General features: G+C 73.3%; 15 protein-coding genes. 13 read left to right on the top strand and 2 right to left on the bottom strand.

Annotation, left to right across the window (positions count from 1 at the left end; all coding sequences use genetic code 11):
- Positions 1-266 precede the first annotated feature (266 nt).
- Complete coding sequence (locus ABFY07_RS26730; protein ID WP_346176927.1) at positions 267-887, bottom strand: GNAT family N-acetyltransferase; 621 nt, start codon at positions 885-887, stop codon at positions 267-269.
- Between the two features lie 293 nt (positions 888-1,180).
- Here ABFY07_RS26730 and ABFY07_RS26725 point away from each other — a divergent pair, with 293 nt between their 5' ends.
- Positions 1,181-2,512, top strand: coding sequence for a YhjD/YihY/BrkB family envelope integrity protein (locus ABFY07_RS26725; RefSeq protein ID WP_346176952.1), 1,332 nt, complete (start codon positions 1,181-1,183; stop codon positions 2,510-2,512).
- A 6-nt stretch (positions 2,513-2,518) separates the two neighbouring features.
- Here the strand turns inward: ABFY07_RS26725 and ABFY07_RS26720 are convergent, their stop codons facing one another.
- Entirely contained in the window at positions 2,519-3,145 is a 627-nt protein-coding gene (locus ABFY07_RS26720) for a hypothetical protein (RefSeq protein ID WP_346176926.1), read from the bottom strand.
- A 163-nt stretch (positions 3,146-3,308) separates the two neighbouring features.
- On the opposite strand from ABFY07_RS26720, the gene ABFY07_RS26715 reads away from it, so the two are divergent.
- The 12 genes from ABFY07_RS26715 to ABFY07_RS26660 all read left to right on the top strand — a co-directional run bounded on the left by ABFY07_RS26715 (position 3,309) and on the right by ABFY07_RS26660 (position 19,194).
- A complete protein-coding gene (locus tag ABFY07_RS26715) occupies positions 3,309-5,351 on the top strand; it encodes a spermine/spermidine synthase domain-containing protein (protein WP_346176925.1) in 2,043 nt (680 codons plus the stop codon).
- Between the two features lie 178 nt (positions 5,352-5,529).
- On the top strand, positions 5,530-6,711 hold the full coding sequence (locus ABFY07_RS26710) for an ROK family protein (protein WP_346176924.1): 1,182 nt from the start codon (positions 5,530-5,532) through the stop codon (positions 6,709-6,711).
- A 234-nt stretch (positions 6,712-6,945) separates the two neighbouring features.
- Complete coding sequence (locus ABFY07_RS26705) at positions 6,946-8,463, top strand: sugar ABC transporter ATP-binding protein (protein ID WP_346176923.1); 1,518 nt, start codon at positions 6,946-6,948, stop codon at positions 8,461-8,463.
- A complete protein-coding gene (locus ABFY07_RS26700; RefSeq protein WP_346176922.1) occupies positions 8,460-9,479 on the top strand; it encodes an ABC transporter permease in 1,020 nt (339 codons plus the stop codon). The genes ABFY07_RS26705 and ABFY07_RS26700 overlap by 4 nt, the downstream gene beginning before the upstream one ends.
- Before the next feature lie 18 nt (positions 9,480-9,497).
- Positions 9,498-10,562 carry a substrate-binding domain-containing protein gene (locus ABFY07_RS26695; protein WP_346176921.1) on the top strand — a complete coding sequence of 355 codons (1,065 nt, stop codon included), beginning with the start codon at positions 9,498-9,500 and terminating at the stop codon, positions 10,560-10,562.
- Positions 10,563-10,613: 51 nt separating this feature from the next.
- Positions 10,614-11,858 carry a Gfo/Idh/MocA family protein gene (locus tag ABFY07_RS26690; RefSeq protein ID WP_346176920.1) on the top strand — a complete coding sequence of 415 codons (1,245 nt, stop codon included), beginning with the start codon at positions 10,614-10,616 and terminating at the stop codon, positions 11,856-11,858.
- 133 nt (positions 11,859-11,991) lie between these two features.
- Positions 11,992-14,478: a PQQ-dependent sugar dehydrogenase gene (locus ABFY07_RS26685; RefSeq protein WP_346176919.1), complete on the top strand. Its 2,487-nt coding sequence runs from the start codon at positions 11,992-11,994 to the stop codon at positions 14,476-14,478.
- A gap of 112 nt (positions 14,479-14,590) precedes the next feature.
- Positions 14,591-15,802, top strand: a complete 1,212-nt coding sequence (locus ABFY07_RS26680) for an inositol-3-phosphate synthase (RefSeq protein WP_346176918.1) — start codon at positions 14,591-14,593, stop codon at positions 15,800-15,802.
- Positions 15,799-16,677, top strand: coding sequence for an SCO3242 family prenyltransferase (locus ABFY07_RS26675; RefSeq protein WP_346176917.1), 879 nt, complete (start codon positions 15,799-15,801; stop codon positions 16,675-16,677). The genes ABFY07_RS26680 and ABFY07_RS26675 overlap by 4 nt, the downstream gene beginning before the upstream one ends.
- Positions 16,674-17,684 carry a sugar phosphate isomerase/epimerase family protein gene (locus ABFY07_RS26670; RefSeq protein WP_346176916.1) on the top strand — a complete coding sequence of 337 codons (1,011 nt, stop codon included), beginning with the start codon at positions 16,674-16,676 and terminating at the stop codon, positions 17,682-17,684. The genes ABFY07_RS26675 and ABFY07_RS26670 overlap by 4 nt, the downstream gene beginning before the upstream one ends.
- On the top strand, positions 17,681-18,346 hold the full coding sequence (locus ABFY07_RS26665; RefSeq protein ID WP_346176915.1) for an EboA domain-containing protein: 666 nt from the start codon (positions 17,681-17,683) through the stop codon (positions 18,344-18,346). The genes ABFY07_RS26670 and ABFY07_RS26665 overlap by 4 nt, the downstream gene beginning before the upstream one ends.
- Entirely contained in the window at positions 18,346-19,194 is an 849-nt protein-coding gene (locus tag ABFY07_RS26660; protein ID WP_346176914.1) for a TatD family hydrolase, read from the top strand. The genes ABFY07_RS26665 and ABFY07_RS26660 overlap by 1 nt, the downstream gene beginning before the upstream one ends.

Genomic DNA, 19,194 nt, shown 5'->3' with positions numbered 1-19,194 from the left:
GCCGGGGGTGTTGGCGGTGCTGTGCGGGGCGGGGGCCCGGCTACCGGGACAGCATCAGCCCGCCGGACAGATCGCGCTGGACATGCGGCCGAGATCGACGTGTCGCCGACTCACCAAGGCAATTCCAGCTCGAGACATGAGGGAAGCGTGGCATGGGGGTCTTGGGGCAGTCCACCATCGTCCAAAACCTGGACAGGTATGTCCCACATGGTGGAATGATGTGGCCTTGCTCACGCCGCCCGAGCCTTGCGGCCCGGGCGGCCGGCTCACTCGGTCCCGGGCTCTGGCGCGCTCCGGGACCCGGGCTCGGGACCGGTGTCGGGTTCGGTGTCGGGCTCGGGCTCGGGCTCGGGACCGGGCTCGGTGTCGAGTTTGGTGTCGAAGACCCGGAACCCCCGCCGCCGGTAGTTGTCCAGCGCGTACGGCCCGTCCTTGCTGCAGGTGTGCAGCCACACCCGCTTGGTCGGCGGCCGCCCCGGCCACCGCTCGGCCAGGTCCCAGGCCCGGGCGGTGCCCCAGCTCAGCAGGTGCCCGCCGATGCGCCGGCCGCGGAAGGCGGGCAGCAGCCCGAAGTACACGATCTCGACCACCCCCTCCTCCTGCCCCTCCAGCTCGATGTACCCGGCCGGGGTGCCGCGCTCGTACGCCACCCAGGTCTCGAGCCCGGGCCGCTCCAGCCACCCGCGCCACTGCTCGAGGCTCCACCCGAGCCGGTCCGTCCACGCGATGTCCGCGCCGACGGACCCGTAGAGGAAACGGCTGAACTCCGGCGAGGGGATCTCGGACCGGACGATCCGCACCCCCGCGGAGGCGGGAGGCTCCTGGGCCGGGGCGAGGTCCGCGGGCGAGGTCTGCTCCAGGGACCAGGTGGTGACCGTGATGCTCATGCGCCACATCTCATCACGGCCGGGACCTCTCCCCACGGGCGAGGCTGCAACGCCGCGCAACCTTTGCGTACGGCTGTACGCCGCGCGGACAGTGGGAGCGGCGGAGGGCGGTACCGAGTCGGCGCGGCATCCCCTCCGCCGGTCACCGGCCGGCCACGGAGGGAAACACCGTGCGCCCCCGGCCGGCCCCGGGCGGATACCGTGAGAAGGTGCAGCCAGGGAAAGAACCGTCGAAGCCGTCCGGCCGGCTCCACAAGGCCCGCGCCTTGTACCGCAATGTGTCCAAGCGCAGGATGGCCTGGCTGCTGCTGAAGGACACCGTCAACTCCTGCATGGAGTACCGGGTCACCGGCCTGGCCGCCGAGGCCGCCTTCTTCACCCTGCTGTCGCTGCCGCCGCTGCTCCTCGGCCTGATCGGGCTCCTCGGCTACTTCGACGCGTGGACCGACACCGACACCGTGGCCACCATCCGGCAGAACATCCTCAACGCGTCGGGGACCGTCCTGTCCGACCAGGGGGTCAGGGAGATCGCCCGGCCGCTCCTGGACGACGTCATAGAAGGCGGGCGGCCCGATGTCATCTCGCTCGGCTTCGGCATCGCCCTGTGGTCCGGCTCGCGCGCGGTCAACGTCTTCGTCGACACCATCACCATCATGTACGGGCTCGAAGGCCGCCGCGGGATCGTCAGGACCCGGCTGCTGGCCTTCCTCCTCTACCTGGTCGCGCTGGTCATCGGGGCGGTGGCGCTGCCCCTGATGGTGATCGGCCCGGAGACCGTCGTGTCGCTGGTGCCCGCGAGCGGGGATCTCGTACGGATCCTGTACTGGCCCGTGGTCATCCTGCTGTCCGTCGCCTTCCTCACCACCCTCTACCACGTCTCCGTACCGGTGCGCTCGCCCTGGCGGGAGGACATCCCCGGCGCGCTTGTCGCCCTGACGATATGGGTGCTCGGCAGCTTCCTGCTGCGCATCTACCTGATCCACACCGTCGAGGGGCCGACGATCTACGGCTCGCTGGCCGCGCCCGTCGCGGTGCTGCTGTGGATCGGCGTGTCCGCCTTCGCGGTGCTCGTCGGCGCGGCCGTCAACGCCGCGATCGACCGGGTCTGGCCGTCGGTGGCGACCGCCGCCGGGCGCGCCGAGGCCGCCGCCCGGGTCCGGGAGGAGGCGGCCAGGCAGCGGGCCAGGGAGCAGCGCACGGCGGACGACGGGGCGGCGGAGATCACCCCGCCCTCGGAGTTCCCCGAGCGCTGGGCGCAGTTCCTCCCGCACGCCGACATACGGTCCCGGCTGCATCACCGGCGCACCCCGCGGCAGGGGTCGCGCACGCCGGAGAACGGCGGGAAGAAGCCCCCGCAGGAGCCACCGGCGGCCCAGAACGGCGCCTCCACGGACCCCGCGCCCGACGCCCGCCCCGACGCCCGCTTCGAGGGTCGCCCCGACGCCCGCCCCGACGCCCGCCCCGACGCACGCTTCGAGGGTCGCCCCGACGCCCGCTTCGAGGGTCGCCCCGACGGCCGGACCGACGGCCGGCCCGACGCCCGCTTCGAGGGGCGGCCCGACGGCCGGACCGGCAGCCAACCCGGCAGCCGCAGCGACAACCGGTCCGACGCCCGCCCCGGCTAGGCGGGGTCAGATCCAGACGCGGGAGGCCAGGAGCCCCAATCCGGCCTCCGCCGCCTGGCGCCACACCCGCAGCGGCCCGTCCAGGAGCGCCGCGGCGTCCTCCTCGCCCGGCCAGTCGTCGATCCGGGCCAGCACCCGCTCACGCTCCGCACCGGCCACGGCGAGCGCGGCCTCGACCGCCGGAAGCAGGCGGCGCACCTCGCCGGCGGTGACCACGGCGTCCCCGGCCCAGCCGGGCAGCTTCTCCGCCCGCTCCGGCCCCAGGCCGTGGAAGAGCGCGGCCACCGGGTTCTCCTTGCGCACGGACTCGAAGAACGGCTGGACCGTGTCGCCGTCGATCCGGTCCCACCAGTTCATGACGTGGAGCTTCCCCGTGGCGTCCATGGCGTCGAAGGCCGAGTCGTTGACCATGTTGTACAGGTGCAGCGCCTCCTCGGTGGTGTAGCGGCCGTCCTCGCGCCACACCGGCACCGCGCCACCGCCACGCGCCGCGTCGCGCTCCCAGCGCCACCAGGACCCCACCGCGGAGGAGCGCGCCGCCGTGGCCTCGATGGCGGGCGAGGCCAGCGGGGCCAGCTCCGCGACGTCCGCGTCGTCCAGCGCCCCCACCAGCCACAAGCCGGACATCCCCATGCCACGCCCTCCATCACCGCGTCTGTGCTCGAACGGAGGTTCCACGGTGTCATGCCCCGCCGACACCCCGGCTGGGCCCATCGGGTGACAGACGCGGCCCAGGCGGCCCACCTGCCGCCGGGGTGCTCGACCTGCCCCCGCTCAGATGACACCGTCTCCAGGCATGGACCACAGCGCCCGACCGCGGAACGTGCGCCCGAGGCTGCTGCTCGCCAGCGCCACCATGCTCTTCGTCGAGCTGGCGCTGATCAGGTGGACCGGCGCCAACATCGTCCACCTCAGTTACTTCTCCAACTTCATCCTGCTGGGCTCGTTCCTCGGCATCGGCCTGGGGTTCCTGATCCCCGCCGGGCGCGGCCAGTGGCTGCCCCGCTGGGCGCCCGTGCCGCTCGCCGTCCTCGTCGTCCTGGTGCGGGAGTTCCCCGTGCAGGTACGGCAGACCAGCGGGGAGGTCATCTACTTCACGGCCGTGAAGACCACCGGGCTGCCCCAGTGGGTGACCCTGCCCATCCTGTTCGGCCTCGCCGCGCTCATCATGACCGCGATCGGCAAGATGACGGCGGACCTGTTCCGGCAGCTTCCGTCGCTGGAGGCCTACCGCTACGACCTGCTGGGCTCGCTGTGCGGGTCGCTCTCCTTCGCGGCGCTGTCCTGGCTGCGCGCCCCGTCCGTGGTGTGGGGGGTCCTCGCCGCGGCGGCGCTGCTGGTGCTGGGCGGGCGGCACCACACCGTCCGGTACGCGGTGCCGCTGGCCGTCATGGTGGCGGCGCTGACCCTGGAGTCGATGGCCAGTGGCATCTCCTGGTCCCCGTACTACAAGATCGAGGTCAAGCGTCCGACCACGGGCAGCCGGGACTACAAGATCTCCGCCAACGGGGTGCCGCACCAGAGCATCGCGCCGCTGAAGGTGCTGCGGCGCTCCGACTCCCCGTACGAGGAGCCCTACCGGGAGACACCGGCCAACCCGCACCGCCGCGTCCTGGTCATCGGCGCGGGGAACGGCAACGACGTCGCTGTCGCGCTCGCCCACGGCGCCCGGCGGGTGGACGCCGTCGAGATCGACCCCAGGCTCCGGGAGATCGGCGCGGACCTGCACCCCGACCGGCCGTACGACGACCCCCGGGTGCACGTCCACATCGACGACGGCCGGGCCTTCCTCGAGCGCACCGACGCCCGCTACGACCTGGTGGTCCTCGCCCTGCCGGACTCCCTGACCCTGGTGGCCGGGGCCAGCAACCTCCGCCTGGAGAGCTATCTGTTCACCCGGCAGGCGTTCGAGGCCGCACACCGCCACCTGGCCCCCGGCGGCGCGTTCGCCATGTACAACTACTACCGGCAGAACTGGCTCATCGACCGCTACGGCTCCACCCTCGCCGGGGTCTTCGGACACGCGCCCTGCATCACCCACTACGGCGGCAAGAAGGCCGCCATCCTGGTGGCCGGCGTCACCCCCGGCGACCAGCGGTGCGGCAGCACCTGGCGGCCCTCCGGCAAGGTGCCCGCCGCCGCCACCGACGACCACCCCTTCCCGTACCTGCTGCACCGCACCATCCCCAGCCTCTACCTCGGGGTGCTCGGCGCGATCCTGCTCGTGACCATGGTGTCGGTGCGGCTGACCGGGGTCCGGATCAGGCGCACCCTCAAGTACACCGACATGTTCCTGCTCGGTGCCGCCTTCATGCTGCTCGAGACCAAGAACGTGATCGGCTTCGCCCTCTACTTCGGCACCACCTGGCTGGTCAACGCCGTGGTCTTCGCCGGCGTCATGCTGGCCGTGCTGTGCGGGGTCGAGGCGCGGCGCCGGATGCGCCGGGTCAACCAGCCCGCGCTGCAACTCCTGCTGTTCGCCACCCTCGCGGTGTCCTGGCTCGTCCCCACCCACCTGGTGCTCGGGCTGCCCTTCGCCGCGCGCCTGGCGGCGGCGATCGCCCTGGCCTTCGCTCCGATCTTCTGCGCCAACGTCATCTTCTCCGACCGCCTGGCCGCCGCCCCCGACCCCACGGCGGCCTTCGGGGCCAACCTGCTGGGCGCGCTCACCGGCGGCACCCTCGAATACCTCGCGCTCGTCACCGGCTACCAGGCGCTGCTCCTCGTCGTCGCCCTGCTGTACGCGGGCGCGTGCGTCGCCATGCGCTTCACCCGCCGCGCCCCGGGCTCGCCCGGGCCCGTCGAACAGCGCACGGCGGAGCCCACCGCACGTCCCTGACTGCCCCGTCGGTGACGACGCCCGCCCGCCACCCCGCATCGATCTTTGTCCTGTGAGTGGGAAAAGTTCGCAGTAATCCGTGCACGGATTCTTCCCAGGTGCGGAAAGCGCTGCTACGTTCCTCACGAAAGCCCGACACGGGTGGCCGAATCTGGGCGGGGAGGGGATCGTGAGACGCATGACGGCGCGACCGGCCAACGCCCATCAGGCCCGTCTGCTCAAGCTGTTGCGTGACGGCGGCCCCAACTCCCGCGCCCAGCTGGGCGACCAGGTCGAACTGTCCCGGTCCAAGCTGGCCGTGGAGGTGGACCGGCTGCTGGGGACGGGCCTGGTGGTGGCCGACGGACTCGCCGCCTCGCGCGGCGGCCGCCGTTCCCAGAACATCCGGCTCAACCCGGGCCTCAGGTTCCTCGGCGTGGACATCGGCGCGACATCGGTCGACGTCGCCGTCACCAACGCGGAGCTGGAGGTCCTCGGCCACCTCAACCAGCCGATGGACGTCCGCGAGGGTCCCGTCGCGGTCTTCGAGCAAGTCCTGGACATGGCCGGAAAGCTGAAGGCCGCCGGGCTCGCCGAGGGCTTCGACGGAGCCGGTATCGGCGTCCCCGGGCCGGTGCGCTTCCCCGAGGGCGTTCCGGTGGCCCCGCCGATCATGCCGGGCTGGGACGGCTTCCCCGTGCGGGAGGTGCTCAGCCAGGAACTCGGCTGTCCGATCATGGTCGACAACGACGTGAACCTCATGGCGATGGGGGAGCAGCACGCCGGAGTGGCCCGCAGCGTCGCCGACTTCCTCTGCGTCAAGATCGGTACGGGCATCGGCTGCGGCATCGTGGTCGGCGGCCGGGTCTACCGTGGCACCACCGGCAGCGCGGGCGACATCGGCCACATCCAGGCCGTGCCCGGCGGCAGGCCCTGTGCCTGCGGCAACCGGGGGTGTCTTGAGGCCCACTTCAGCGGCGCGGCGCTGGCCCGCGACGCGGTGCAGGCGGCCCAACAGGGCCTGTCCCCCGAACTCGCTGCCCGACTGGAGACCAGCGGCACCCTCACCGCCGTCGATGTCGCCGCCGCGGCCACCGCGGGCGATGCCACCGCGCTGGCACTGATCCGCGAGGGGGGCACCCACGTCGGCCAGGTCCTGGCGGGTCTCGTCTCCTTCTTCAACCCCGCCCTGTTAGTGATCGGCGGCGGAGTGACCGGTCTGGGCCACACCCTGCTCGCCGCTGTCCGTACTCAGATCTACCGCCAGTCGCTGCCTCTCGCGACCGGCAATCTGCCCATCGTCCTCGGAGAGCTGGGACCCACCGCCGGGGTGACCGGCGCGGCCCGGCTGATCAGCGACCACCTCTTCTCGCCCGCCTGAGCGACCGCCCTCTCCAACCCGCGCAAGCGACCATGCGATCACCGCACCGCGTCCGCCCACTCGTGTAAACCCGTCTCCCCGGCCGCTCGGCCCGTGCGGCGCCCGGCTCTGCCGTGCGCCCGAACCCCCCGCACCCACCCCCGCCCCGTACGAAGTACGCCTGCCCGGCGCCGCGCCGGCCGCAGGCGCAGCACGCCCTGCCACCGGCCCGCGCGTCCGCCGAGGGGAACCCACATGGCATCAGAACCACCGCTGCTCAGCATGTCCGGGATCACCAAGTCGTTTCCCGGAGTCCGCGCCCTGGACGGCGTCGACCTCGACGTCCAGGCCGGTGAAGTGCACTGTCTGCTCGGCCAGAACGGCGCCGGGAAGTCCACGCTCATCAAGGTCCTGGCCGGCGCCCACCAGCCGGACGGCGGTGTCATCCGCTGGCGCGGTGAGCCCGTCACCCTGCGCTCTCCGATCGCCGCGATGCGCCTGGGCATCGCCACCATCTACCAGGAACTCGACCTGGTGGAGCACCTGTCGGTGGCCGAGAACGTCCACCTCGGCCACGAGCCGACGGCCGCCGGATTCGTCGTACGGGGCAAGGCGGCGCGTGCCTCGACGGCCGTACTGCTCAAGCGACTGGGGCACCCGGAGATCGATCCGGCCCGGCCGGTGGCCGAACTGTCGGCGGCCCAGCGGCAGATCGTCTCCATGGCGCGGGCCCTCTCCCACGACGTACGGCTCATCGTCATGGACGAGCCGTCCGCCGCCCTCGACCCGGAGGAGGTGGACAACCTCTTCCGTATCGTCGGCGGCCTCACCGCGGACGGCGTCGCCGTCGTCTACATCTCGCACCGCCTGGAGGAGATCCGGCACATCGGCGACCAGGTGACCGTGCTCAAGGACGGGCGGTCGGTCGCGAGGGGACTGCCCGCCAAGACGACCCCGACCCGTGACGTCGTCGCCCTGATGACCGGCCGCGACGTCGAGTACGTGTTTCCGAAGCGGCCCGCGGGGCCACCCACGGGCGACGCCGTGCTCCAGGTCCGCGGACTGGCCCGCGACGGCGAGTTCGCGCCGCTCGACCTCGACATACGGCCGGGTGAAATCGTCGGCCTCGCCGGACTGGTCGGCTCCGGGCGTTCCGAAGTCCTGGAGACGGTCTACGGCGCCCGCAAGCCCACCGCGGGCGAGGTCCTCGTCGACGGCGCACCGCTGAAACCCGGCAGCGTCCGCGCGGCCGTTCGCGCCGGGCTGGGGCTGGCCCCCGAGGAGCGCAAGGCACAGGCCCTGCTGATGCTGGAGTCCGCCACCCGCAACGTGTCGGTCTCCACCCTCTCGCGCTTCTCCCGGGCGGGCTGGATCGACCGGGGCGCCGAGCGGCGCGCCGCCCGGGACGCGGTCCGCGAACTGTCGCTGCGGCCCGACAACCCGGAGGTGCCCGTGCGCACCCTGTCCGGCGGCAACCAGCAGAAGGCCGTCCTGGCCCGCTGGCTGCTGCGCGGCTGCCGCGTACTGCTGCTGGACGAACCCACCCGCGGCGTCGATGTGGGCGCCCGGGCCGAACTGTACGCGGTCGTCCGCCGACTGGCCGACGCGGGCCTCGCCGTGCTCCTCGTCTCCAGCGAGGTGCCCGAGGTGCTCGGCCTGGCCGACCGGGTGCTGGTGCTCCGCGAGGGGCGGGTCGTGCACACCGCGCCCGCCCGGGAGCTCGACGAACACCGTGTCCTCGACCTCGTCATGGAAGGAAGCCCGGCGTCATGACGCAGCCCGTCTCCCCGCCCCGGGACACCGCAGGCAAGACGCCGGCGGCCGAGCGTCCCCTGGCCCGCCGCGGCCCGCGGGTCCGCGCCGACATCCGTACGCTGTCGCTGCTCGGCGTGCTCGCCGCGCTCGTCGTCATCGGCGGTGTCAGCAAGCCCGACGAATTCCTCGACATCCGCAACCTCCAGCTCGTCCTCACCCAGGCGTCGATCATCGGCGTCGTCACCGTCGGCATGACCTTCGTCATCACCTCCGGGGGCATCGACCTGTCGGTCGGCGCGATCGTCGCGCTCTCCTCGGTGTGGGCGACCACGGTCGCCACCCAGGAGTACGGGTTCGCCGGGATCCTCTTCACCGCCGTGGTGGTCGGCCTCGGCTGCGGCCTGGTCAACGGGCTGCTCATCGCCTACGGCGGCGTGGTCCCCTTCATCGCCACCCTGGCCATGCTCGCCTCGGCGCGCGGCCTCGCCCTCCAGATCACCGACGGCCGCACCCAGATCGTCACCGTGGACGGGATCCTGAACCTCGGCGAGCGCGACTCCTACGTCCTGGGCATACCGCCACTGGTGATGGTGTTCGCGATCGTGACGATCGTCGGCTGGCTCGTGTTCAACCGGACCACCTTCGGCCGCCGCACGGTCGCGGTGGGCGGCAACGCGGAGGCGGCCCGGCTCGCCGGGATCGACGTCCGGCGCCAGCGGCTCTACCTCTATCTGCTGTCGGGTCTGTGCTGCGGCATCGCCGCCTTCCTGCTGGTCGTGCTGTCCGGCTCGGGCCAGAACACCAACGGCAACCTGTACGAACTCGACGCCATCGCCGCGGTGATCATCGGCGGCACCCTGCTGACCGGCGGCCGGGGCACCATCACCGGATCGGTCCTCGGCGTCCTGATCTTCACCACCATCACCAACATCTTCGCCCTCAACAACCTCCAGAGCGACGTCCAGCAGATCGCGAAGGGCGCGATCATCGTCGCCGCCGTGCTGGTCCAGCGCCGCACCGCGAGCACCACCTGAGGAAGGGGTTCACCCGCCATGCCAGAGCACGCGAGCCGCACCACCAGCGGCGCCACCAGTCGCAGAGGACTCCTCTTCGGGACCGCCGCGGTGTCCGCCGGAGCCTTTCTCGCCGCTTGCACCAGCAATGAGAGCAACGACAAGGGCGTCGCGGCCGACCCCGATCCGGCCGCCGACGACAAGCCCGGCAAGCACGTCACCATCGGCTTCGCCGGACCCCAGGCCGACCACGGCTGGCTCAGCGCCATCAACGAGAACGCCAAGAGCCGGGCGAAGAAATACTCCGACGTCACCCTGGAGACCACCGAGGGCTCGAACGACACCGCCCAGCAGATCGGCCAGATCGAGACCCTCATCAACAAGAAGGTCGACGTCCTGGTGATCCTGCCCGCCGACGGCAAGGCCCTCACCCAGGTCGGGCTCAAGGCCATGAGGTCGGGCATCCCGGTCGTCAACCTCGACCGGATCTTCAACACGGCCCAGGCGTACCGCTGCTGGATCGGCGGCGACAACTACGGCATGGGCCTCAACGCCGGGCACTACATCGGCGAGAAGCTCAAGGACAAGAAGGACGCCCGGGTGATCGAGCTGGCGGGCCTGGACAGCCTGGAGCTCACCAAGCAGCGCACCCAGGGCTTCGACGACGCCCTGAAGAACTACCCCAACATCCGCAAGGTGGCCCGCCAGGCGGCCGAGTTCACGGTCGAGTCCGGGCAGGCCAAGATGGCCCAGCTGCTGCAGGCCCAGTCGAAGTTCGACGCCCTGTGGAACCACGACGACGACCAGGGCGTGGGCGCGCTGCGTGCCATCGAACAGGCCGGACGGGACGACTTCCTGATGGTCGGCGGGGCGGGCGCGCTCTCCGCCTTCCAGGCCATCAAACAGGACAAGGGCGTGCTGAAGGCGACCGTCCTGTACCCCCCGACCATGGCGGCCTCCGCCATCGACCTCGCCCGCGCCCTCGGCCAGGGCAAGGGCGTCGGCGGCCTCGCCGAGTACGAGATCCCGGCGTCGCTCACCCTCTACTCGGCCGTCGTCGACAAGGACAACGTGGACCAGTACATGCCCACGGGCTTCCGATGAGGCACCCCGCCCGCACCCCCGCCGTGTCATGACGAAGAGGAGGACGAGCGCATGGAACAGCCGCAGCAGTCAGCGGAGCAGGAGCGGGCGGCCGAGGCCGCGCCGCGGGCCGGGAGGCCCCCGCTGCGCGTCGGCATGGTCGGATACGCCTTCATGGGCGCCGCCCACTCCCAGGGCTGGCGCACCGCGGGACGCGTCTTCGACCTGCCCCGGCAGCCGGTCCTGGCCGTGATCTGCGGCCGCGACGCCACCGCCGTACAAGCGGCGGCGGACCGGCACGGCTGGGCGGCCGTCGAGACCGACTGGCGCGCTCTGATCGCCCGGGACGACGTCGACCTCGTCGACATCTGCACGCCCGGCGACAGCCACGCCGAGATCGCGGTCGCCGCGCTGGCCGCCGGCAAGCACGTGCTGTGCGAGAAGCCCCTCGCCAACTCCGTTCAGGAGGCCGAGGCCATGACCGCCGCGGCCGAGGAGGCGTACCGGCGCGGCCGGCTGCTGGCGATGACGGGCTTCAACTACCGCCGGCTCCCCGCGACCGCCCTCGCCCGGCGCATGATCGCCGACGGCCGGCTCGGCACCCTGCGCCACGTCCGGGCGACCTACCTCCAGGACTGGCTGGTGGACCCCAAGGCCCCCCAGACCTGGCGGCTGCGCAAGGAGTCGGCGGGCTCCGGCGCACTGGGGGACCTCGGCGCGCACATCGTCGACCTGGCCCAGTATCTGGCGGGGGAGAAGCTGACCGGGGTGTCCGCCCTGACCGAGACCTTCGTACGGGAACGCCCGCTGGCCCACGGCCACGCCGCCGGCCTGAGCGCCGGACCCGCGGCCGGCACCGGCGCGGTCACCGTGGACGACGCCGCCCTGTTCACCGGACGGTTCGCCTCCGGCGCCCTCGCCTCCTTCGAGGCCACCCGCTACGCCACCGGCCACAAGAACGCCTTGCGCATCGAGTTCAACGGCGACCGCGGCTCGCTCGCCTTCGACCTGGAGCGCCTCAACGAACTGTGGTTCCACGACGCCGGCCAGCCCGGCGCCGAGGCCGGCTTCCGCCGGATCCTGGTCACCGAGCCCGACCACCCCTACCTGGACGCCTGGTGGCCGCCGGGGCACGGCCTCGGCTACGAGCACAGTTTCGTCCACCAGGCCCGCGACCTGGTCCACGCCATCGCCGAGGACCGCCGCCCCGAACCGTCGTTCGCCGACGGGCTCCAGGTGCAGCGCGTCCTCGCCGCGGTGGAGGAGAGCGCGGAGAAGAACTCCGTCTACACACCCATCGCGCACCCAGGCCTCTGAGCCGCCGTCGGCCCTGTCCGACGCGGCACTCCCCGGCCGACGCACAGCGCGCCGGCTCCCACACCCCGGGATGACGGCGCATCCCGGTGTACGCGCCCCGAACGTACAACCAGCCCCATTCTGGAGGCATTTCGTGCACGGGAACGACCGCACCACCCGCCCCCGAACCCACAGATCACCTCTGCGCAAGGCGATCGCGCTGCTGAGCGGCGCGCTTCTCGCCGGCGCGGGCCTGACCCTCTCCGCCCCCCAGGCCGGCGCAGCCGTCACCGGCCAGGACAAGGCCGCCGCGGCCGAGGACTTCCAGCAGGTCACCCTCGCCAAGGGGGAGGCGGAGGTCGGCGAGCCCATGTCGCTGGCCGTCCTCCCCGACCGCTCCGTCCTGCACACCTCCCGCGACGGCGAACTGCGCCTGACCGACGCCGCGGGCAACACCAAGCTCGCGGGCAAGCTCGACGTCTACTCCCATGACGAGGAGGGCCTGCAGGGCATCGGCGTCGACCCGGGCTTCGCCGACAACCGCTTCATCTACCTCTACTACGCGCCCCCGCTGGACACCCCGGCCGGCGACGCCCCGGAGACCGGCACCGCCGCCGACTTCGCGCCCTTCGACGGCGTCAACCGCCTGTCCCGCTTCGTGCTGAAGACCGACGGCACGCTCGACACCGCCAGCGAGAAGAAGATCCTCGACGTCCCGGCCACCCGCGGGCTGTGCTGCCACGTCGGCGGCGACATCGACTTCGACGCGGCCGGCAACCTGTACCTGTCCACCGGCGACGACACCAACCCCTTCCAGTCCGAAGGCTACACGCCGATCGACGAACGCCCGGGCCGCAACCCCGGCTTCGACGCCCAGCGTTCCGCGGGCAACACCAACGACCTGCGCGGCAAGATCCTGCGCGTCAAGGTCGAGGCCGACGGCTCCTACACCATCCCCGAGGGCAACCTCTTCAAGCCCGGCACCGCCAGGACGCGGCCCGAGATCTACGCGATGGGCTTCCGCAACCCGTTCCGGTTCAGCGTCGACAAGAAGACCGGCATCCTCTACGTCGGCGACTACGGCCCCGACGCCGGCGCCGCCGACCCGAAGCGCGGCCCGGCCGGGCAGGTCGAGTTCGCCCGCGTCACCGGCCCCGGCAACTTCGGCTGGCCGTACTGCACGGGCGCCAACGACGCCTATGTCGACTTCGACTTCGCCGACCGCACCTCCGGCGCCGCCTTCGACTGCTCCGCCCCGAAGAACACCTCCCCCAACAACACCGGCCTGACCGACCTGCCTCCGGCGCAGCCCGCCTGGATGCCGTACAACGGCGGATCCGTCCCGGAGTTCGGCGACGGCTCCGAGTCCCCGATGGGCGGCCCGGTCTACCACTACGACCCGACTCTCGACTCGCCCGTGAAGTTCCCCGAGGCCTACGACGGCGACTTCTTCGCCGGTGAGTTCGGCCGCCGCTGGATCAAGCGCATCTCCAGCGACGCCGATGGCACCGTGCGGTCGATCAAGGACATCCCCTGGAGCGGCACCCAGGTGATGGACATGGCCTTCGGCCCCGACGGCGCGCTGTACGTCCTCGACTACGGCACCGCCTGGTTCGGCGGCGACGAGCACTCGGCGCTGTACCGCATCGAGAACGCGACCGACGGCCACTCCCCGTCGCCCCAGGCCTCCGCGGACCGCACCTCCGGCCAGGCCCCGATGAAGGTCCGGTTCTCCTCGGCCGGCACCACCGACCAGGACGGGGACCCCCTCACCTACAGCTGGGACTTCGGCGACGGCGCAACCTCCACGGCCGCCGACCCCGCCCACAGGTACCGGAAGAACGGCACCTACACCGCCACCGTGACCGCCAAGGACCCCTCCGGCCGGACCGGCAGCGCCAGTGTGCAGATCGTCGTCGGCAACACCGCGCCCCAGGTCGTCATCGAGACGCCGAAGGACGGGCAACTGTTCAGCTTCGGCGACGCCGTCCCGTTCAAGGTGAAGGTCACCGACCCCGAGGACGGCCGGACCATCGACTGCGCCAAGGTCAAGGTCACCCTGATCCTCGGCCATGACACCCACGGCCACCCGCTCACCTCCGCCAACGGCTGCTCCGGCACCATCCAGTCCAGCGCCGACGGCGGCCACGACGAGGACGCCAACATCTTCGGCGTCCTGGACGCCGAGTACACCGACGGCGGAGGCGGCGGCCAGGCCGCGCTCACCTCGCACGACCGGCACGTCCTCCAGCCCCGGCACCGCCAGGCCGAGCACTTCGGCACCGGCCACGGCGTGAAGGTCACCGGCCACGACACCGCCCAGGGCGGCAAGGTCGTCGGCGACATCGACAACGGCGACTGGATCGCCTTCACGCCCTACGTCCTCAGCGACGCCACGAAGATCACGGCGCGCGTCGCCTCAGCCGGCGCGGGCGGCACCCTCGAGGTCCGCGCGGGCTCGGCCACCGGGCCCCTGCTCGGCACGGCCACGGTGCCCGTGACCGGCGGCTGGGAGACCTACCAGGACGTGTCCGCCGACCTGTCCCGAGCACCGCGCGGCACCACCACGCTCTACCTCGTCTTCAAGGGCGGCAGCGGTGCCCTCTACGAGATCGACGGCTTCACCTTCACGACCCGCTGAGCCCGCCGAGGGCCACTGAACGGCGGCGGGCGGGAGACGCCGGACTCCCGCCCGCCGTCACCACCCCCATCCCTCCGGTCGTGCCCGACCCGAGACCGTCAGGAGGCAGCCCATGTCCGCGTCCCTCTCCCGTCCCCCTCGGGTCGGTGTCTGGCTGATCGGGGCCCGCGGCTCCGTCGCCACCACCGTCGTCGCCGGATGCGCCGCCGTGACCGCGGGGCTGCGCCCACCGACCGGCCTGGTCACCGAGGCGCCCGCGTTCGCAGGCAGCGGCCTGCCCGCCCTGTCCGCCCTCGTCTTCGGCGGCCACGACACCGCCGACTGCCCCCTGCCCAAACGCGCCGAACAACTGGCCGAGGGCGGCGTCCTCCCGCCGGGCCTGCCCGCCGCCGTCGCCGCCGAACTCGTCGCCGCCGACGCGGAGATCAGGCCCGGCGGCCCCCTCCCCGGCGACACCCGGGACGAGGACGCGCTGATCGCCGCGTTCACCGCCGACATCCAGGACTTTGTCACCCGGCTCGGCCTGGAGCGCGCGGTGGTCGTGAACGTGGCCTCCACCGAACCGGCCCCGCCCCCCGGCCCGCGGCCAGGAAGCCCAAGAGGCGCGACCGGGTCGAAAGGGACACCGCCCAGCGGTGGCCCGGGGAGTGCCGAGCCCGCGGGAGAGAGCCTCCCGCCCAGCTCGCTCTACGCGGCCGCCGCCCTGCGCGCCGGCTGCCCGTACGTCAACTTCACCCCCTCCACGGGCCTGCACCACCCGGCGCTCGCCCCGCACGCCGCGGCGAGCGGACTGCCGTACGCGGGCCGCGACGGCAAGACGGGCCAGACCCTGCTGCGCTCCGTCCTCGGCCCCATGTTCGCCCAGCGGGCGCTGGACGTCCGGGCCTGGTCCGGCACCAACCTCCTCGGCGGCGGCGACGGCGCCTCCCTCGCCGACCCGGCAGCCGCCGCGGCGAAGAACGCCGGCAAGGAACGCGTCCTCGCGGACACCCTCGGCACCACCCCCGAGGGCGAGGTCCACATCGACGACGTGCCCGCGCTCGGCGACTGGAAGACCGCCTGGGACCACGTCGCCTTCGACGGCTTCCTCGGCACCCGCATGGTCCTGCAGACCATCTGGCAGGGCTGCGACTCGGCGCTCGCCGCGCCCCTGGTCCTCGACCTGGCCCGGCTCGTCGCCCGCGCCCACCGAACAGGTCTGCGCGGCCCCCTCGCCGAACTGGCCTTCTTCTTCAAGGACCCGGTCGGCCAGGCACCATCGGCGCTGGGCGAGCAGTACGCGGAACTGGTGCGGTTCGCCCGGAGGCTGGGGGAGGCCGGGTGAAGCGCCTCCACGCCTGGGCCGAACTGCTGCGCCTGCCCGCCCTGTTCACCGTCCCCGGCGACGGGCTGGCCGGCGCGGCCGCCGTCGCCGCCCGCCCCGACCGGCGCACCGCGCTCGCCGTCGGCTGCTCCCTGTGCCTGTACGAGGCCGGGATGGCCCTCAACGACTGGGCGGACCGGGCGGAGGACGCCGTCGAGCGTCCGCACCGCCCCCTGCCGTCCGGCCGGGTCCGCCCCGCCGCCGCCCTCGCCGCGGCCTGCGCCCTCACCGCCGCGGGCCTCGCCCTGGCCGCCAGCGCGGGACGCCCCGCGCTGGCGGTCGCGGTGCCGCTGGCGGCCACCGTCTGGTCGTACGACCTGGCACTGAAGCGCACGCCCGCCGGGCCGGGCGCCATGGCCGCCGCCCGCGGCCTCGACCTGCTCCTCGGCGCCGCGGCCACCCGTGGCCACGTCCGCCCGGCCCTGCCCTCGGCGGCCCTGCTCGCCACCCACACCCTCGCCGTCACCGGCGTCTCCCGCCAGGAGACCCGGGACGGCACCCCGCTCGCCCCGCTCGCGGCGCTGGCCGCCACGGCCACCCTGACCCGGCTGCTGCCGGGCGCCCCGGGACGCGGTCGGCCGTCACCCGTCCTCCCGCACCTCCTCACCACCGCACTCGTCCTCGGCTACGCCTCCGCCACGGCCCGCCCCTACCTGCACGCCGCCCTCAACCCCTCACCCCCGCTCACCCAGCGCGCCGTGGGCGCCGGCATCCGCGCCACCATCCCGCTCCAGGCCGCCCTCGCCGCCCGCGCCGGAGCCGGGGCCACCGCGCTGGGCACGGCCGCCCTCACCGCGCTGGCACGGCGCTTCTCCAGGCGGGTGAGCGTCACATGACCTCCCACGGGACAGCCCTCCGGTTCGGCTACGGCACCAACGGCCTCGCCGACCTCCGCCTCGACGACGCCCTCGCCCTCCTCGCCGACCTCGGCTACGACGGTGTCGGCCTGACGCTCGACCACATGCACCTCGACCCGCTCGCCCCCGACCTCGCCGCCCGCGCCGCACGGGTCGCCCGGCGCCTGGCCGCCCTCGGACTCGACGTCACCGTGGAAACCGGCGCCCGCTACGTCCTCGACCCCCGCCACAAGCACGGCCCCTCGCTCCTCGATCCGGACCCGCAGGCCCGCGCCCGCCGCGTGGACCTCCTGCTGCGCGCGGTCCGGGTGGCCGCCGACCTCGGCGCGCACGCCGTGCACTGCTTCAGCGGAACCGCCCCGGCCGGCGACGACGCGGACACGGCCTGGCAGCGGCTCGCCGCCTCCCTCACCCCGGTCCTGGAGGCCGCCGCCACCGCCGGGATCCCGCTCGCCGTCGAGCCCGAACCCGGCCACCTCCTCGCCACCCTCGCCGACTTCCACCACCTCCGCCGCCTCCTCGGCGACCCGCCCGCCCTGGGCCTCACCCTGGACCTCGGCCACTGCCAGTGCCTGGAACCCCTGCCGCCCGCCGACTGTGTGCGCGCCGCCGCGCCCTGGCTGCGACACGTCCAGATCGAGGACATGCGGCGCGGCGTCCACGACCACCTCCCGTTCGGAGAGGGCGAGATCGACTTCCCGCCCCTCCTCGCGGCTCTCGCCGCGACCGGCTACCAGGGCCTGACCGTCGTCGAACTGCCCCGCCACTCCCACGCCGGCCCCCACCACGCCCGGACCTCCCTGCCGTTCCTGCGCCGCGCGGCCGCTGCCGCGGCGGCGAACGTGCCGACCACTGCCGCCTCGGGTGCTGGTCACCCGGCCGCTGCCGCACCGCACGCCGCCGCCCCGGTCGCCGCCGGGGCGGCCACCACCGGCCCGGCCACCGCCGCCTCCGCCACCACCGCGCCGGAAGGGAGCACCCCATGAGCCACTCGCCCGCCGGGGGAGCCGGCCCGGACACCACCCCCGACACCCTCCGCGACCACCTCGACACCCACCTCCACCCGGCCGCCCGCGCCTGGCTCCGGCAGGCCCTGGACGAAGCCGCCCACCCGGACGGGACCGGGCCGCTCCCCGTGTGGGAGCTGCGCGTGGCCGAGGCGGGCCGCCGCTGCGGCAGCCGGCACGCCGACGCCGCCCGCGTCCTCATCCTGCACGCGGCCCGTGCCGACCCCGCCACCCTCGCCCGCCTCTACCACCGGGGCACGGCCGCGGAACGCCGCGCCGTCCTGTGCGCCCTGCCGCACCTCGTGCCCGGACCCGACGCGGTCCCCCTGGTCGAGGACGCCCTGCGCACCAACGACACCCGCCTCCTCGCCGCCGCCCTCGGCCCCTACGCGGCCCGCCACCTCGACCCCCACAGCTGGCGGCACGCCGTACTGAAGTGCCTGTTCACCGGCGTCCCCGTGGACGCGGTGACCGGCCTGGCGGCGCGCGGACGCGGCGACGCGGAACTGGCCCGCATGCTCACCGACTACGCGGCCGAGCGCACCGCGGCCGGCCGGCCCGTGCCCTCCGACCTCCACCGCGTCCTGGCCCTGGCCACCGAAGACCCCAAGGCGGACCACCCCCACGGCGAGGAGTCCTGATGCGCCTGTTCGACCCCCACATCCACATGACCTCCCGCACCACCGACGACTACGAGGCCATGAGCGCCGCGGGGATCCGCGCCGTGGTCGAGCCGTCGTTCTGGCTCGGCCAGCCCCGCACCTCGCCCGCCTCCTTCCTCGACTACTTCGACGCCCTGCTCGGCTGGGAGCCCTTCCGCGCCGCCCAGTACGGCATCGCCCACCACTGCACCCTCGCCCTGAACCCCAAGGAGGCGAACGACCCCCGCTGCGTCCCCGTCCTCGACGAGCTGCCCCGCTACCTCGTCAAGGACCAGGTCGTGGCCGTGGGCGAGATCGGCTACGACTCCATGACCCCGGCCGAGGACACCGCGCTCGCCGCACAGCTCCAGCTCGCCGCCGACCACGGCCTGCCCGCCCTCGTGCACACCCCGCACCGCGACAAGCTCGCCGGGCTGCGCCGCACCCTCGACGCCGTCCGCGAGTCCGCGCTGCCGATGGACCGGGTGCTGGTGGACCACCTCAACGAGACCACGGTGAAGGAGGCCAAGGACAGCGGCTGCTGGCTGGGTTTCTCCGTCTACCCCGACACCAAGATGGACGAGCGCCGGATGGTGGCGATCCTGCGCGCGTACGGGCCCGAGAAGGTCCTGGTGAACTCCGCCGCCGACTGGGGCAGAAGCGATCCGCTGAAAACCCGGCGGGTGGCCGACCTGATGCTGGCCGAGGGCTTCACCGGGACGGATGTCGACCGGGTGCTGTGGCGCAACCCCGCCGCCTTCTACGGGCTCAGCGGGCGCCTGGAACTCGAGGTCGCCCCGCCCGCGGCCACCCACGAGGGCAACTCCGTGCTGCGCGGAGGGGAGTGA

This window comes from Streptomyces sparsogenes subsp. cuspidosporus (genome assembly GCF_039532705.1).
In the GTDB taxonomy this organism is placed as follows: Bacteria; Actinomycetota; Actinomycetes; order Streptomycetales; family Streptomycetaceae; genus Streptomyces; species Streptomyces sparsogenes.
The sequence above is the reverse complement of the archived record's forward strand: the minus strand, read 5'-3'. Positions and strand labels throughout refer to the sequence as shown.

What these genes read in the sequence shown, in the direction of transcription:
- ABFY07_RS26730 (WP_346176927.1), bottom strand. Translation starts at nt 887, where the DNA reads ATGAGCATCACGGTCACCACCTGGTCCCTGGAGCAGACCTCGCCCGCG.
- ABFY07_RS26725 (WP_346176952.1), top strand. Translation starts at nt 1,181, where the DNA reads ATGGCCTGGCTGCTGCTGAAGGACACCGTCAACTCCTGCATGGAGTAC.
- ABFY07_RS26720 (WP_346176926.1), bottom strand. Translation starts at nt 3,145, where the DNA reads ATGGGGATGTCCGGCTTGTGGCTGGTGGGGGCGCTGGACGACGCGGAC.
- ABFY07_RS26715 (WP_346176925.1), top strand. Translation starts at nt 3,309, where the DNA reads ATGGACCACAGCGCCCGACCGCGGAACGTGCGCCCGAGGCTGCTGCTC.
- ABFY07_RS26710 (WP_346176924.1), top strand. Translation starts at nt 5,530, where the DNA reads ATGACGGCGCGACCGGCCAACGCCCATCAGGCCCGTCTGCTCAAGCTG.
- ABFY07_RS26705 (WP_346176923.1), top strand. Translation starts at nt 6,946, where the DNA reads ATGGCATCAGAACCACCGCTGCTCAGCATGTCCGGGATCACCAAGTCG.
- ABFY07_RS26700 (WP_346176922.1), top strand. Translation starts at nt 8,460, where the DNA reads ATGACGCAGCCCGTCTCCCCGCCCCGGGACACCGCAGGCAAGACGCCG.
- ABFY07_RS26695 (WP_346176921.1), top strand. Translation starts at nt 9,498, where the DNA reads ATGCCAGAGCACGCGAGCCGCACCACCAGCGGCGCCACCAGTCGCAGA.
- ABFY07_RS26690 (WP_346176920.1), top strand. Translation starts at nt 10,614, where the DNA reads ATGGAACAGCCGCAGCAGTCAGCGGAGCAGGAGCGGGCGGCCGAGGCC.
- ABFY07_RS26680 (WP_346176918.1), top strand. Translation starts at nt 14,591, where the DNA reads ATGTCCGCGTCCCTCTCCCGTCCCCCTCGGGTCGGTGTCTGGCTGATC.
- ABFY07_RS26670 (WP_346176916.1), top strand. Translation starts at nt 16,674, where the DNA reads ATGACCTCCCACGGGACAGCCCTCCGGTTCGGCTACGGCACCAACGGC.
- ABFY07_RS26665 (WP_346176915.1), top strand. Translation starts at nt 17,681, where the DNA reads ATGAGCCACTCGCCCGCCGGGGGAGCCGGCCCGGACACCACCCCCGAC.
- ABFY07_RS26660 (WP_346176914.1), top strand. Translation starts at nt 18,346, where the DNA reads ATGCGCCTGTTCGACCCCCACATCCACATGACCTCCCGCACCACCGAC.